General features: G+C 60.2%; 13 protein-coding genes and 1 riboswitch. Of the genes, 5 read left to right on the top strand and 8 right to left on the bottom strand.

Features of this window, described 5'->3' with window-relative positions:
• Positions 1-2: 2 nt before the first annotated feature.
• Both V8P77_RS15320 and V8P77_RS15315 read right to left on the bottom strand, forming a co-directional pair.
• Positions 3-911, bottom strand: coding sequence for a DMT family transporter (locus V8P77_RS15320; RefSeq protein WP_335913208.1), 909 nt, complete (start codon positions 909-911; stop codon positions 3-5).
• A 67-nt stretch (positions 912-978) separates the two neighbouring features.
• Positions 979-1,146 carry a hypothetical protein gene (locus V8P77_RS15315; RefSeq protein WP_335913207.1) on the bottom strand — a complete coding sequence of 56 codons (168 nt, stop codon included), beginning with the start codon at positions 1,144-1,146 and terminating at the stop codon, positions 979-981.
• A gap of 93 nt (positions 1,147-1,239) precedes the next feature.
• Between V8P77_RS15315 and V8P77_RS15310 the strand changes: the two genes are divergently transcribed.
• Positions 1,240-2,007 carry an SDR family oxidoreductase gene (locus tag V8P77_RS15310; RefSeq protein WP_335913206.1) on the top strand — a complete coding sequence of 256 codons (768 nt, stop codon included), beginning with the start codon at positions 1,240-1,242 and terminating at the stop codon, positions 2,005-2,007.
• A gap of 210 nt (positions 2,008-2,217) precedes the next feature.
• Here the strand turns inward: V8P77_RS15310 and ribB are convergent, their stop codons facing one another.
• The 6 genes from ribB to V8P77_RS15280 all read right to left on the bottom strand — a co-directional run bounded on the left by ribB (position 2,218) and on the right by V8P77_RS15280 (position 8,850).
• A complete protein-coding gene (gene ribB, locus V8P77_RS15305) occupies positions 2,218-2,853 on the bottom strand; it encodes a 3,4-dihydroxy-2-butanone-4-phosphate synthase (RefSeq protein ID WP_335913205.1) in 636 nt (211 codons plus the stop codon).
• A 126-nt stretch (positions 2,854-2,979) separates the two neighbouring features.
• Positions 2,980-3,178, bottom strand: a riboswitch (FMN riboswitch).
• Between the two features lie 192 nt (positions 3,179-3,370).
• The gene (locus tag V8P77_RS15300) at positions 3,371-4,153 is read right to left on the bottom strand and encodes a glucose 1-dehydrogenase (protein ID WP_335913204.1); all 783 of its coding nucleotides are present in this window, start codon (positions 4,151-4,153) and stop codon (positions 3,371-3,373) included.
• Positions 4,154-4,400: 247 nt separating this feature from the next.
• On the bottom strand, positions 4,401-5,189 hold the full coding sequence (locus V8P77_RS15295; protein WP_335913203.1) for an SDR family oxidoreductase: 789 nt from the start codon (positions 5,187-5,189) through the stop codon (positions 4,401-4,403).
• Positions 5,190-5,211: 22 nt separating this feature from the next.
• On the bottom strand, positions 5,212-6,690 hold the full coding sequence (locus V8P77_RS15290; protein WP_335913202.1) for a sugar ABC transporter ATP-binding protein: 1,479 nt from the start codon (positions 6,688-6,690) through the stop codon (positions 5,212-5,214).
• A 131-nt stretch (positions 6,691-6,821) separates the two neighbouring features.
• Positions 6,822-7,751, bottom strand: coding sequence for a sugar ABC transporter substrate-binding protein (locus tag V8P77_RS15285; protein ID WP_335913201.1), 930 nt, complete (start codon positions 7,749-7,751; stop codon positions 6,822-6,824).
• Positions 7,752-7,869: 118 nt separating this feature from the next.
• Positions 7,870-8,850 (bottom strand): ABC transporter permease, encoded by a 981-nt coding sequence (locus V8P77_RS15280; protein ID WP_168323753.1) that lies wholly within the window; start codon positions 8,848-8,850, stop codon positions 7,870-7,872.
• Between the two features lie 209 nt (positions 8,851-9,059).
• Here V8P77_RS15280 and V8P77_RS15275 point away from each other — a divergent pair, with 209 nt between their 5' ends.
• The 4 genes from V8P77_RS15275 (at position 9,060) to V8P77_RS15260 (ending at position 13,389) form a co-directional block, all read left to right on the top strand.
• Positions 9,060-9,869, top strand: coding sequence for a transketolase (locus V8P77_RS15275; RefSeq protein WP_130700409.1), 810 nt, complete (start codon positions 9,060-9,062; stop codon positions 9,867-9,869).
• On the top strand, positions 9,869-10,825 hold the full coding sequence (locus V8P77_RS15270; RefSeq protein ID WP_335913200.1) for a transketolase family protein: 957 nt from the start codon (positions 9,869-9,871) through the stop codon (positions 10,823-10,825). Before V8P77_RS15275 ends, V8P77_RS15270 begins: the two co-directional genes overlap by 1 nt.
• Before the next feature lie 125 nt (positions 10,826-10,950).
• A complete protein-coding gene (locus V8P77_RS15265) occupies positions 10,951-12,417 on the top strand; it encodes an FGGY family carbohydrate kinase (protein WP_335913199.1) in 1,467 nt (488 codons plus the stop codon).
• Positions 12,418-12,438: 21 nt separating this feature from the next.
• Positions 12,439-13,389 carry a sugar-binding transcriptional regulator gene (locus V8P77_RS15260; protein ID WP_335913198.1) on the top strand — a complete coding sequence of 317 codons (951 nt, stop codon included), beginning with the start codon at positions 12,439-12,441 and terminating at the stop codon, positions 13,387-13,389.
• Positions 13,390-13,392 lie beyond the last annotated feature (3 nt).

Below are 13,392 nucleotides of genomic sequence, written 5' to 3'. Positions count from 1 at the left end.
CCTCAAACCGGCGCGCGCGGCGCGGATTCCTGCGCAATCGGCGACACACGGCGCTTGGCCTCACGATAGAACGTATAGAGGCCGGAGGCGATGACGATCGCAGCCCCCACGAGCGTCCAGTTGTCAGGCACTTCGGCGAAGAAAAAGAAGCCGAGCACAGAAGAGAAGATCAGGCTGGTATAGCGGAACGGCGCGACGAAAGAGATTTCGCCGGTGCGCATGGCGAGGATGACCGATTGGTAGCCGACGAGCACCAGCACCGAGGCGAGCACGAGATGCCCAAGTGCTGCGGCGCTGACCGGCTGCCAGCCGCCGAGCACCGGAATGAGCAGCGCACCGAAGAATGAGGCTGATATGGCGGTGATGACGGTTATCATCAGCGAGGGGATTTCCGGACTGATGCTCCGAGTGGCGAGATCGCGGCCAGCCGTCGTCAGCACCGCGGCGACGCAGAGGAGGGCGGCGGCGGTGAATCCATCAGGGCCGGGGCGGATGATAATCAGCACGCCGACGAGCCCGACGAGGATCGCCGACCAGCGCCGCCAACCAACCGGCTCGCAGAAGAAGAGCGCCGCACCGAAGGTGACGACCAACGGCAGCGACTGCAGGATCGCCGAGGCATTGGCGATCGGCATCATGCCGAGCGCGGTGATATAGGTGACGGCAGAGAGCGTCTCGCAGATGATCCTGAAGATGATCATCGGCTGCAGCATGATGCGCCAGGAGCGAAGCGCGCCCATTTTCCAGGCGATCAGATAAACGAGCAGGCTGGTGAAGAGGCCGCGCAGGAACATGATTTCGCCGGCGTTCATGTGGGCGATGACCGATTTGGACAGAGCGTCGCTCGCGGAAAAGCCGGCCATTGCCAAGCTCATATAGATGGCGCCCTCAGTGTTGCGTGACCGCGGCATGAAGAGATTCCCGTTACCTGTGCGCTCCTTTTAGTCGCGAAGATGCATGAAGGGAATCGGATGAATGTCACACAAAGCATAAATCGATGATGCGGTGCACAATGGCGTCCACGTCAACGTAAGCGTGGATGCAGGTTTCCGCAAATCCCCGTTTTATAAAGATGAATTCCGATATTTCCGACGTCGCAATCAAGGCGTCGATGAGGACGCGCCGTCGAGCTTCCGGTTCGGCCATAGGCGTTTTTCTCTTCCTGCGCGGGAAACGGGTGGCTGCATCGCCTGATGTTTGAGCATCTCAGATCTCGCAACAACCCCAGGAGAGACCGATATGACACTTCTCAACGACAAGATCGCAATCATCACCGGCGCAAGCTCCGGCATCGGTCGCGCGGCGGCGAAACTCTTTGCGCGGCAAGGCGCCAAGCTCGTGGTCACCGGCCGGCGGCAGGATGCGCTCGATGCCGTCATCGCGGAAATCGAGGCGGAGGGCGGACAGGCCGTCGCCATATCAGGCGATGTCAGGGACGAGGCGCTGCAGGCAAGGCTTACCGAAACGGCGGTCTCGCGCTTCGGCGGGCTCGATATCGCCTTCAACAATGCCGGCATCCTCGGTGAGATGGGGCCGGTTGCCGGCCTGTCGCTGGAGGGTTGGCGCGAGACGATCGAGACCAATCTCACCGCCGCCTTTCTCGGCGCCAAGCACCAGTCGGCGGCGATCGGAAACCGCGGCGGATCGCTGATCTTCACCTCGACTTTCGTCGGCCACACCGCCGGCATGCCTGGTATGGCCGCCTATGCGGCGAGCAAGGCGGGGCTGATCGGCTTCGTGCAGGTGCTCGCCGCCGAACTCGGGAGGCAGAACATCCGCGTCAACGCGCTGCTTCCCGGCGGCACCGACACACCCGCCAGCATCACCAACGCGCCTGATGCCACGCCGGAAGTGCTCGCCTTCGTCGAGGGACTGCATGCGCTGAAACGCATGGCGCAACCCGAAGAGATCGCCAATGCGGCGCTCTTCCTTGCCTCCGACATGTCGAGCTTCGTGACCGGCACGGCGATGCTGGCGGATGGTGGGGTTTCGATCAGCCGGACATAGGGGCAGGAAATGGGGTGTGCTGTGGCAACCGGCCGTGCGCGTCTGCGACTCAGCCACCCGCCCTCGTCCTTCGAGGCTCCGGCCTTTGGCCTGCGCACCTCAGGATGAGGGCTGGTCGGTGTGCCGTGGGGCTTGGCACGCCCTCCCTCCAGCCTCATCCTGAGATGCCCCGCGGGAGCCTCGAAGGACGGGCTGGCCGCTTTGCGCGGATCATGCGACTTCGCGTATGTCTCTTTCCGCCTGGCGTTCGAGATAGGCGACCAGATCCTCGATGGTGACGAGGAGGAGGTTATGGCGTTTGGCGAAAAGGGTGAGTTCGGGGAGGCGGGACATGGTTCCGTCGTCATTGGCGACTTCGCAGATGACGCCGGCTGCGGTCTTGCCGGCGAGGCGGGCGAGATCGACGGCGGCTTCGGTGTGGCCAGGACGGCCGAGCACGCCGCGGGGGTTGGCGCGCAGCGGAAAGATGTGGCCGGGGCGGGCGAAATCGGCGGGTTTTGCGCGGTCGTCAACCAGGGCGCTGACGGTGGCGGCGCGGTCGGCTGCCGAGATGCCGGTCGTGGTGCCCTTGAGATAATCGACCGAGACCGTGAAGGCGGTTTTGTGCGATTCCGTATTGTTGGGCACCATCAGCGGGATATCGAGCGCATCGAGACGCTCGCCTTCGATGGCGACGCAGATGAGACCACGGGCGTGGGTCATCATGAAGGCGATTGTTTCAGCAGTGGCGGCGTCGGCGGCGACCACGATATCGCCCTCGTTTTCCCTGTCCTGATCATCGACGACGACGACCATCTCACCACGAGCAATGGCTGATATGGCATCTTCAATTCTTGCGATAGTCATGCTGTCTGGCCTTTCAAGGGTTATGTCAGCGGGCTGACATGGTCTGCTCGGCTCAATCCGTGAGCGAGCCTTCTTCCCTTGGGCGAACAAACGTCAGCCGACTCCGGGATGGAGTGCGACTGCCCGTGTTGTCCTCTTCCATCCGGACTATACCGTCGGCTCCGGCATCTCACCGGATCTGCTGACCTTCCAGCAATTCAAAGTGCTACAGCGTCCTTTGCGCGTCTGAAAGACACGCGGCGCTGTAGTGCCGGAAGCGCTCGCGGGCTCCAGGATTGCTCCTGATACCGCCGGTGGGGAATTTCACCCCGCCCTGAGAACATTGCAAAGATAGGATTAAAAACAGGCGGATGGCAAGGTCACTCGACCGGGCAAAAATGCAAAGCTGCCCTAACGCCGATGGACACACTGTTCACTCAGAGGCGACGACCATGTCGCCTTCCGCGCTTCGTTGGTGGTTTGATCCTTCCATGCATGTCGTTGTCCCAAAACCACTGCGCATTTTGGGCGACCTGCATCAGGACATGATCAGCCCGCCGTCGACATTGATGGTCTGGCCGGTGATATAGGCGGCGTCATCGCTGGCGAGGAAGGTCACCAGGCCGGCGACGTCTTCGCCGGAGCCTGCCCGTTTCATCGGGATGCCCTCGACCCATTCCTTCATCAGTTCGCCGGGGGCGTAGTTGCCAAGCAGCTTGCCCCAGGCCTGGTCGTTATAGGCCCACATGTCGGTTTCGATGATGCCGGGGCAGAAGGCGTTGACGGTGATCTTTTCGGTCGCGACTTCCTTGGCCAGGCTCTGGGTGATGCCGACGACGCCCATTTTGGAGGCGGCATAATGCGGCGTGTAGATGAAGCCGTCGCGGGCCTGGCCGGAGGCGGTGTTGATGATGCGACCGCCGCGCTTGTGCTTGCGCATTCTTGATATCGCCTCCTGGGCGCAGAGGAAGACGCCCTTGGTGTTGACGGCCATGACCTTGTCCCACTCATTTTCGGTCAGATCCTCGAGGCGGGCAATGGTGATGACGCCGGCATTCTGGATCGAGACGTCGACCGAGCCGAATTCCTTTTCGGCGGTATCGTAGAGGGCGGTGACGCTCGCCTTATCCGTGACGTCGCCGATGAAGGAGACCGCCTTGCCGCCTTCGGCCCGGATCTGTTCGGCAACGCTGTGAACCAGCTCCTCGTTGGCCGAGACGACGAGATTGGCGCCCTCGCGCGCAAAACGTCTGGCGATGGCGGCGCCGATGCCGCGGCTGCCCCCGGTAATGACGACGGTCTTCTGCTCAAAGCGTTTCATGCTCTTTCCTTGTCCATCGATAAACAGCAAATCTCGATGCGACCTACCATGCGATCTTTATTGGAGCTCAACTGGTTGTCGCGAATTCAGGCACTCTTGAGCGCCCTCCGTCCGTTCGATCAGCGCGAAGGGCGGACAGACGACGATATTGCACGCCGTCATGCCCGTTAGTCCCTTCAGCGCCTCGATCTCAGCTAGGGAGGAAGCGAGACCGGTCACTTTCCAGCGGCGGCAATGAGCTTTCTCATCACCAGCAGCAGAAACCGCCGTCGACGAGAAGATCGACGCCGGTCACGAAACTTGCTGCATTCGACAGCAGGAACACCGCCGGACCGACCATCTCGTCGACCGTTGCCATGCGCTGCATCGGCGTCTGCTCTTCGAAGAGCTTGGTCTGGTGGACCATCTCCGGTCGGGTGTTCATGGGCGTTGCCGTGTATCCGGGGGAGATGGTGTTGACGCGAATGCCGCGGTCGACCCATTCCATGGCCAAAGACTTCGACATATGGATGACGCCCGCCTTGGAGGCATTGTAGTGGGCTTGGACCAGCCCCCGGTTCACGATCACGCCGGACATGGAAGCGATGTTGACGATGGAGCCGCGTCCATTCTTCAGCATGGCGCGGGCCTCGGCCTGGCAGGAAAGGAATATGCCTTTGAGGTTGATATCCATCAACGTCTGATATTGGTCCTCCTCCATCTCTTCCGCCGGCTTCGCGTTAGCGATGCCTGCAGCGTTGACTGCAAGCGTCAGCGCGCCGAGATCCGTTTCGGTACGTGCTACGGCATCTGCAAGGGAAGATTTGCTCGTGACATCCGCCGCGATCTGGATCGAGCGGCGGCCGGCGGCGCGAATATGTTCAGCCGTCTTGGCCAGCCCGTCGTCAGTTCGGCGGTCGAGCAGCGCCACGTCGGCGCCGCATTGCGCAAGGCCGATGGCAATGCGCTGACCAATGCCGCTGCCAGCTCCGGTAACGATGGCAACATGGCCGCTGAGATCGAAAAGCTTCGGGGCGTTCAGAGTGATGTCGGACACCGCTCTTCCTTTCTCTGTCTGATTAAATGGTAGCTAGCTCCATGACCGAAACATCATTTGCCTGGTCACGATTGAGAATCCCCGCCTGCTTGCCTTGCGCAAGCACGAGAATGCGATTGGAGACTCCGAGAACCTCTTCGAGGTCCGAACTGACGACGATGACCGCGACGCCCTGTTTGGCAAGATTGACGATGATGTCGTAGATGCCCGCTCGGGCGCCGACGTCGATGCCTCTCGTAGGTTCGTCGAGCACGACGACCTTGGGATCGCGCATCAGCCACTTCGCGATCACGACCTTCTGCTGGTTGCCGCCGGATAGGTCCGAGGCATGTTGTTCAGCACGGCCCTTTACCCCGAACTTGGCAACTGCTTTTTCTGCAAAGGAGCGCTTGACGCGCGGCGTGATCCAACCGCCGCCGAGTTTGTCAAGATTGGCATAGATAATGTTCTCGCTGATCCGGTGCCCGACGATCAGGCCTTGCTCCTTGCGGTCTTCCGGAACCATCACGATACCCTTGGCGATCGCGTCCGCCGGATCGCGCAGCCTGAGTTCCTCGCCTTCCAGCTTGATCGAACCAGCACTGATTGGGTCTGCTCCCGAAATCGCACGCACCAGTTCGGTGCGGCCGGCGCCGACCAATCCGGCGATCCCGAGAATTTCCCCGGCCCGAACCTCGAAGGTAACCTCACGGAACGAGTTGTCCGGCGAGCTCAGCCCGGACACCTGGAGTACCGGACGATCTGTCGGAACCGGCAGGGTAGGGAACAAGCGGTCAAGCGGGCGCCCGACCATGCTCTCGACAATCGTTCGCACCGGGGTCGCGCTGTCTGAGAATTCTTGCACCCGCTCCCCGTCACGAAGAACGACGATCCGGTCGGTTATCTGCTTGATCTCTTCCATACGGTGGGAAATGTAGACGATGCCGACGCCTTCTGACCGAAGCTTCCGAACCTGTTCGAAGAGAGCTTCCGTCTCCGCTCCGCCAAGGGCGGCTGTCGGCTCATCGAGGATCAGGAGCTTTGCGTTGAGAGCCAGCGCCTTGGCGATCTCGATGAGTTGCTGATTTGCCGTGGAAAGGCCGGCGACTGTCCGCGTTGCGGGTATGTGAAGGTTCAAGCGAGCGAGCTGGTCCTGGGCCCGGCGAACCATCTGAGCGCGGTCGACGACGCCGTTCTTCATCGGCCAACGTCCGATGAACACGTTTTCCGCGATCGACAGCTGCGGCAGAAGCTGCAGCTCCTGATGGATCAGGACAACGCCCTTGTCGATCGCTTCCCTTGGTGTGGCCGGGGCATAAGGCTGCCCCAGCCACGTCATTGATCCTTCGGATGGTGTGCGGGACCCGGCGATGATGCCCGATAGCGTTGACTTGCCCGCTCCGTTTTCACCGAGAAGTGCAACCACTTCACCCGGATGGACGTCCAAGCTGACATTCTTCAGAACCTGGAGCGGTCCATACCATTTGGATATGCCCCTCAGGGAAAGAACTGGATCAGTCACGGCACACCTCCTCAAGACCTCGGTTTCATTAGAGCGCCGTGCGTCCTTTCGGACGCACAAAGGACGCTCTAACACTTTGAATCTACGCATCGTGCTTTCCGAAAATCGATTCCGATTTTCGGGCCGATGCGCTAGGGATGGTTGGCGATGAAGCCTGCTACGTTTTCCTTGGTTGTCAGCGTGGCATCCATAAGCTGTACCGGGGGTACCTTTTCACCGGCGACAAGCTTGGCGGCATTTTCGACCGCATCGCGGCCCATCTTCTGCGTCTGCTGTGTCGCCGTTACGTTGAAGACGCCCTTGCTGAGCGCTTCGAGAGCCGCGGTGTCGCCATCGAAGCCGCCAACCACGATCTTCTGCGACGGATTGGCGACCTTGATCGCCTGCGCGGCGCCAAGTGCGAGGCCGTCGGCCTGTGCGAACACGATGGAAACGTCAGGATTTGCCTGCAGCATATTCTGCATGATCTGGAAGCCTTCGTCCTGGCTCCAGATGTTCGAGAACTGCTCGGCGACAACCTTGACGTCCGGATATGCCTTGAGAGATTCAGCGCAGCCCTTCGAGCGGTCGACTTCCGGCGTCGTGCCCTTCTGGCCGTGGATGATGACCATCTTCCCCTTGCCGCCGGCTTCCTTCAGAATGTAGTCGCATACGGCCTTGGCAGACGCGACCGAATCCGTTGCAAGGAATGTATCGCCGGGTGCTCCTGCGGCGTTGCGGTCCACGTTCACAACCGGGATGCCGGCGCTCTTGGCGAGTTTGACCGGAACGGTCGCAGCCGCCGCACCTGCCGGAATGTAGATCAGCGCGTCGATTTTCTGGGTCAGGAGATCCTGGATCTGATTGACCTGTGTCGGCCCGTCGCCCTTTGCGTCGACGGTGATGACTTCGATGCCGCGCTTCTTGGCTTCGGCTTCGACCGATTGCTTGATCTGGTTGAAGAAGTTTGCCTGAAGGTTGGCAACGGCCAGGCCGAGCTTCTTCAGTTCCGCCGCTTGTACGGGGCCGAGCGTGAGGCCGAGCAGTGCAGCAGACGCGAGCATGGTGCGCGCTATTTTCATTGTATTTTCCTCCGTTGTTTGATGGAACCCTCGGGTATGTCCTCCCCCTCGGGGTATTGATCCGACCCAAATTCTTGGGGCGGAATTTCTGGTCCGCCGACGCGGCGGACCCCGCTGGTCAGGCGCGACGCCGACGAATGGTCTCCGCGCCGACCGCAAGAACGATGACGATGCCGATGATCACCTGCTGCAGGAACGGCGAGACGTTGAGAAGGTTGAGACCGTTGCGAAGCACACCGATGATAAGAACGCCGATCAGCGTTCCCCCGATGCCGCCCGCACCGCCCGAGAGCGACGTCCCGCCGATGACGACCGCAGCGATGGTGTCCAGTTCATAACCCAGACCACTGGACGGCTGGACGGAATCCAGCCGCGCGGCGAGCACGATGCCTGCGAGCCCCGCAAGGACGGCACTCACGACATAAACGGCTATCGTCACGAGCGGGACGTTGATACCGGCCAGGCGTGCGACTTCCGGATTTCCTCCCACCGCGTAGAGCATGCGACCTTCGGACCGGAAGTGCAGGAAAAGCCACGCGGCAAGAACAACCGCAAGCATGAGAAACACGGTGGCTGTCAACACGCCGAAATGGCGATCGATTGCCAGCATCATGAACCAGTCGGGGAATCCGACGATCTGCTGGCCGTCCGTGATCATATTTGCAACGCCGCGAGCCGCAGACATCATCGCAAGAGTGGCAATAAACGCTGGAACCCTGAACTGCGTCACCAGAAGTCCGACGATCAGGCCCGAAACGCCTGATGCGACCAGAGCAAAAGCGATCCCAACGGGCAGCGGTAGGCCGGCGACGTTGGCGGTCCAGCCCATGACCATCATGGCCAGAGCAAGTGCCGAGCCGACGGAAAGATCGATGCCGCCGATCAGGATGACGAACGTCATTCCGACGGCCATGATGCCGAGAACAGTGATCTGGTCGAGAATGTTGAGGCCGTTTCGAACCGAAAGAAACGTGTCTGTGCTGAGGCTCAGAAAGACGCACAGTGCGAGCAGTCCGACGAGTGGGCCGGTAGCTCCCTTGAGCTTGCTCAGCCAGGCTCCGGACGACAGCCTGTGTTCATTGATATCGAGCGCCACCATTGCTCCTCCCTATGCGTAGGCTTGTATCCGATATTTGTGCACGGCAGAATAATTATTCACACCTGCTGGAAAATTCATTAACAACTTGCTATCCGGCTGTCAATAAGCTTTCTTCTGGCGCGTGCTCTCGCGCGCCGCCTAAGGGGCTTGACTAATCGGCCTGTTATGCAAAAATATTGATGACTGAATATTTATGCACGGAGGAAGACATGGATCCGATAGAACTTGAGCGCATTGCCCGCCAGATCCGATTGCGCGATCTCCAGGCGGTCTTTGAAGCGGGCGCCGGCCACATTGGCGGCGAGATGTCGGTCATCGACATTTTGACGGCTCTCTATTTTCGTGTGCTGAATGTCTGGCCGGATCAGCCCAAACATCCCGACCGCGACAGGTTCGTTCTTTCAAAGGGGCATACGGCATGCGCGCTGTATGTGACGCTCGCAAAACGCGGCTTTATCCCGGAGGATGAGATTTCCACCTTTTTGCAGCCGCATTCGAGGCTGAACGGGCATCCAAATTGCAACAAGGTTCCTGGCGTCGAAACGAATACCGGGCCGCTCGGCCACGGTCTCCCGGTCGCAGTAGGAATGGCGATAGCTGCCAAGCTCTCGGGCGCGAAATTTCACACCTACGTCGTGACTGGCGACGGTGAGATGCAGGAGGGCTCAAACTGGGAAGCGATCATGGCGGCCGCTCAGTTCAAGCTCGATAACTTGACCTTGGTCATCGATCACAACAGGTTCCAGCAGGGCGCCGCCCTGGCCGAAACCAATGATCTCGCCCCGCTTCGTCCGAAGCTTGAAGCGTTCGATTGGGAAGTCAGCGAAATCAACGGCAACAACATGAGCGAAATCGTTCCGGCTCTCGAACATCGGGGGTCAAGACCTCATTGCATCGTTGCGCATACCAATAAGGGCCATGGAATATCGTTCATGCAGGACCGGGTCGACTGGCACCACAAGGTACCGAGTAAGGAACAATACGAAATCGCATTGGCAGAATTGTCGGAGGCATTGTAATGAACGCGCCAATAAACGCACCCAAGCTCTACGATTGCCGCGACGCATTCGCCACCACGCTTGAGCGGCTGGCCGCCGAAAACGAAACGATCGTTGCCGTCTGCAACGACTCTGTGGGTTCCTCCAAGCTCGGTGGCTTCAAGGCGAAGTTTGCAGAGCGCCTCGTCAATGTCGGTATCGCCGAGCAGAATATGGTGGGGGTTGGAGCAGGCCTCGCCAATGGCGGACGTATTCCGTTCGTGTGCGCCGCTGCTCCGTTTCTCACGGGACGGTCGCTGGAGCAGATCAAGGCCGATATTTCGTATTCGAATGCCAACGTCAAGCTGGTCGGCATTTCTTCCGGAATGGCGTATGGCGAACTTGGTCCGACCCATCACTCGATCGAGGATTTTGCCTGGACGCGCGTTCTGCCCAATCTTCCGGTCATTGCGCCTTGTGACCGCATCGAAACAGCTGCTGCGGTCAAGTGGGCCGCGGCCTACAACGGGCCCTGTTTCCTGCGTCTGTCTCGCGTTGGCGTACCGGATCTGCTTCCGGAGGGTCACAAGTTCGAGCTCGGCAAGGCAAATCTGCTTCGCCAGGGTTCCGACGTCACCCTTATCGCCAATGGCACTTTGACTCACCGTATTTTGAAGGCTGCCGAAATCCTCGCAGACCGCGGCATCAATGCCAGGGTGCTCAACCTTGCAACGGTTCGTCCGATCGACGAGGAGGCTATCATCGCCGCGGCGAAGGAGACCGGAGCAATCGTTACAGCCGAAGAGCATTCGATCTTTGGCGGGCTCGGTTCCGCGGTCGCCGAAGTGGTCGTCGACAATGCGCCGGTCCCGATGAAACGTCTTGGAGTTCCCGGCGTCTACGCCCCGACCGGTTCGGCAGAGTTCCTGCTCGACGAATTCGGAATGGCGCCGTCCGCAATCGCCGACGCCGCGCAGTCGCTGATTAGGCGCAAGTAACTGGGATCGCGTGACTTTTGTTCCTACGCAATTCCGGACGGAAAACCGCTTGGCACTTTTCCTGGAATTGCTCTAGCCGGGACGCTTTTGTCGTCTCGGCCGCCACCTGATCTGGGGAGGATAGAATGCGGGCAATTCTGGCAATCGACCAGGGCACGACCAATTCAAAGGCCGTTCTGGTTTCCGAGAAGGGAGAAATCGTCGGCAGGGGTTCGGCTCCTGTCGGCATTTCCTATCCGAAGGCGGGCTGGGTCGAACAAGACCCACGCAGGCTCTACGCATCGGTCTGCGAAGCGATCGATGCCTGCCTGAAGGCTGGCTCCGATGTGACTATCGAGGCGGTGGCCATTTCCAACCAGCGCGAGTCTGTCACTGCCTGGGACGCCGAAACGGGAGACGCGCTTGGACCGGTGGTAAGCTGGCAGTGCCGTCGTACGGCACAGGATTGCGAGCGTCTTATTGCCGAAGGCCATCTTGACCGTGTGCAGGCGCTCACAGGCCTGCCATTGGATCCGATGTTTCCGGGTTCGAAATTCCGATGGCTGCTCGACCGTATTCCGGTCGGGCGATCGGTGCGGCTGGGAACGGTCGACAGTTGGCTCGTCCACTGCCTGACCGGCGGGCGTCGGCATGTTTGCGACGCTTCGAATGCTGCCAGGAGCCAGTTGTTCGATCTCCGGGAGCAGAGATGGAGCGAGGAACTTGGCGAGATCTTCGGCGTAGATATCGCGCTCCTTCCCAAGGTGCTCGACAGTTCTGCCGATTTCGGCCGAACGCAAGGATTGCCTGGGGTGCCGGATGGCACTCCGATAATGGCTGCGATCGGAGACAGCCATGCAGCCCTGTTCGGTCATGGAGCATTCAAGCCGGGCGACGGGAAGGTGACCTTCGGAACCGGCTCTTCGGTAATGACGACGCTGCCGCGATTCATTCCCCCACGGAACGGCATCACAACCACCGTCGCATGGCGTATCGAGGGAAAGCCGACTTTCGCTTTCGAAGGCAATATTCTCGTTTGCGCCGCCAGTCTCCCCTGGATGGCAGGCATTCTCGGCCTTTCGGACGTGGCGGCCCTTGTCGAACTTGCGGCGAGCGCCGAACCGGGCGGACCGGGCTTCGTGCCAGCGTTCGTGGGACTGGGCGCACCCTATTGGAACTCCGACGCCCGTGCCCTGTTCTCCCAGATCAACTTCAATACGACACGTGCGCAAATGGCGCGGTCGGTCACCGACTCGATCGCCTTCCAGGTGCACGACGTGATCGCCGCCATGCGAGCACAAAGCGGCGGCGAGCTCGGGGCGCTCTATGTCGACGGCGGACCGAGCCAGAACCGCTTCCTGATGCAGTGTGTCTCGAATCTCATCGAACATCCGATGATCCAATGCGAAGCACCCGAGGCGTCGGCTTTGGGAGCCGCATATCTCGCGGGTCTTTCACTTGGCTTGTGGAGCGATCTTCAGGTTATCGCGGAGCTGCCCCGGAGCTCACATATCATTGACCCGGAACCCGTGGATCGCGCGGTGCTTCTTGATACCTGGAATGATGCGCTTGCCCGCTCGACGGCCCGCGAAACAAAGGCTAAAGGTGAATAAAAATTCACTCTGGGATTAGCGATGACTCGCCTTAACGAACTCCGCCTGATTTCAAGGGTCGCCCAGATGTACCATATGGAGGGGCGGCGACAGGCGGAGATCGCACACCACCTTCGCCTGTCGCAGGCGACGGTGTCGCGCATGCTTAAGCGTGCCGAGGCCGAGGATATCGTGCGAACCAGCGTGATCCCTCCCGCCGGCACCTACAGCGAGCTTGAGGGCGCGCTTCGCGAGAAATACGATCTGCCGGAGGCGATCGTCGTTGAGTGCACGGAAGATCGGGACGGAGCGATCATGGCCCGTATCGGTGAGGCAGCGGCTCATCTCTTGGAGGTGACGCTTGCGCCTGGGGAAATCATCGGCGTTTCGAGTTGGAGCCAGACCATTTTCAAGATGGTCGAGAACATTCATCCTCAGAAGAGCGCTCAGGCGAAATACGTCGTCCAGACCCTTGGAGGCATGGGCGATCCTTCAGTGCAGACGCATGCGACGCAGCTTACCACGCGGCTCGCGCGCCTGACTGGCGCCGAGCCGAAACTGCTCCCCGTGCAGGGTGTTACGTCGTCCAGAGAGGCAAAGCTTCTTATGCAGGCCGACCCGTTCGTCCGCGAGACGATGGACCTGTTCGGCAGCATAACGCTTGCGATTGTCGGAATCGGAGCAGTCGAACCGTCCGAACTTCTCGCACGGTCCGGCAACATCTTTTCGTCTCGCGAACTGTCTGATCTCGCGGAAGCGGGAGCCGTCGGCGATATCTCTCTTCGCTTCTTCGATAAGAATGGCAAGCCCGTCAAGACGCCCCTCGACGACCGGGTTATCGGCCTTCCACTTGAGGATCTCGAACGAGTGGACCGGGTCATTGCTCTTGCCGGCGGATCCAAAAAGACTGACGCGATTGCAGGGGCACTCCGCGTGGGGGTCATCGACATGCTTGTTACGGACAAGTTTACCGCGCAGCGATTGATCAACTGATGA

The organism is Rhizobium aouanii (genome assembly GCF_037002925.1).
GTDB classification, from domain to species: domain Bacteria; phylum Pseudomonadota; class Alphaproteobacteria; order Rhizobiales; family Rhizobiaceae; genus Rhizobium; species Rhizobium aouanii.
The sequence above is the reverse complement of the archived record's forward strand: the minus strand, read 5'-3'. Positions and strand labels throughout refer to the sequence as shown.

What these genes read in the sequence shown, in the direction of transcription:
- V8P77_RS15320 (WP_335913208.1), bottom strand. Translation starts at nt 911, where the DNA reads ATGCCGCGGTCACGCAACACTGAGGGCGCCATCTATATGAGCTTGGCA.
- V8P77_RS15315 (WP_335913207.1), bottom strand. Translation starts at nt 1,146, where the DNA reads ATGGCCGAACCGGAAGCTCGACGGCGCGTCCTCATCGACGCCTTGATT.
- V8P77_RS15310 (WP_335913206.1), top strand. Translation starts at nt 1,240, where the DNA reads ATGACACTTCTCAACGACAAGATCGCAATCATCACCGGCGCAAGCTCC.
- ribB (WP_335913205.1), bottom strand. Translation starts at nt 2,853, where the DNA reads ATGACTATCGCAAGAATTGAAGATGCCATATCAGCCATTGCTCGTGGT.
- V8P77_RS15300 (WP_335913204.1), bottom strand. Translation starts at nt 4,153, where the DNA reads ATGAAACGCTTTGAGCAGAAGACCGTCGTCATTACCGGGGGCAGCCGC.
- V8P77_RS15285 (WP_335913201.1), bottom strand. Translation starts at nt 7,751, where the DNA reads ATGAAAATAGCGCGCACCATGCTCGCGTCTGCTGCACTGCTCGGCCTC.
- V8P77_RS15280 (WP_168323753.1), bottom strand. Translation starts at nt 8,850, where the DNA reads ATGGTGGCGCTCGATATCAATGAACACAGGCTGTCGTCCGGAGCCTGG.
- V8P77_RS15275 (WP_130700409.1), top strand. Translation starts at nt 9,060, where the DNA reads ATGGATCCGATAGAACTTGAGCGCATTGCCCGCCAGATCCGATTGCGC.
- V8P77_RS15270 (WP_335913200.1), top strand. Translation starts at nt 9,869, where the DNA reads ATGAACGCGCCAATAAACGCACCCAAGCTCTACGATTGCCGCGACGCA.
- V8P77_RS15265 (WP_335913199.1), top strand. Translation starts at nt 10,951, where the DNA reads ATGCGGGCAATTCTGGCAATCGACCAGGGCACGACCAATTCAAAGGCC.
- V8P77_RS15260 (WP_335913198.1), top strand. Translation starts at nt 12,439, where the DNA reads ATGACTCGCCTTAACGAACTCCGCCTGATTTCAAGGGTCGCCCAGATG.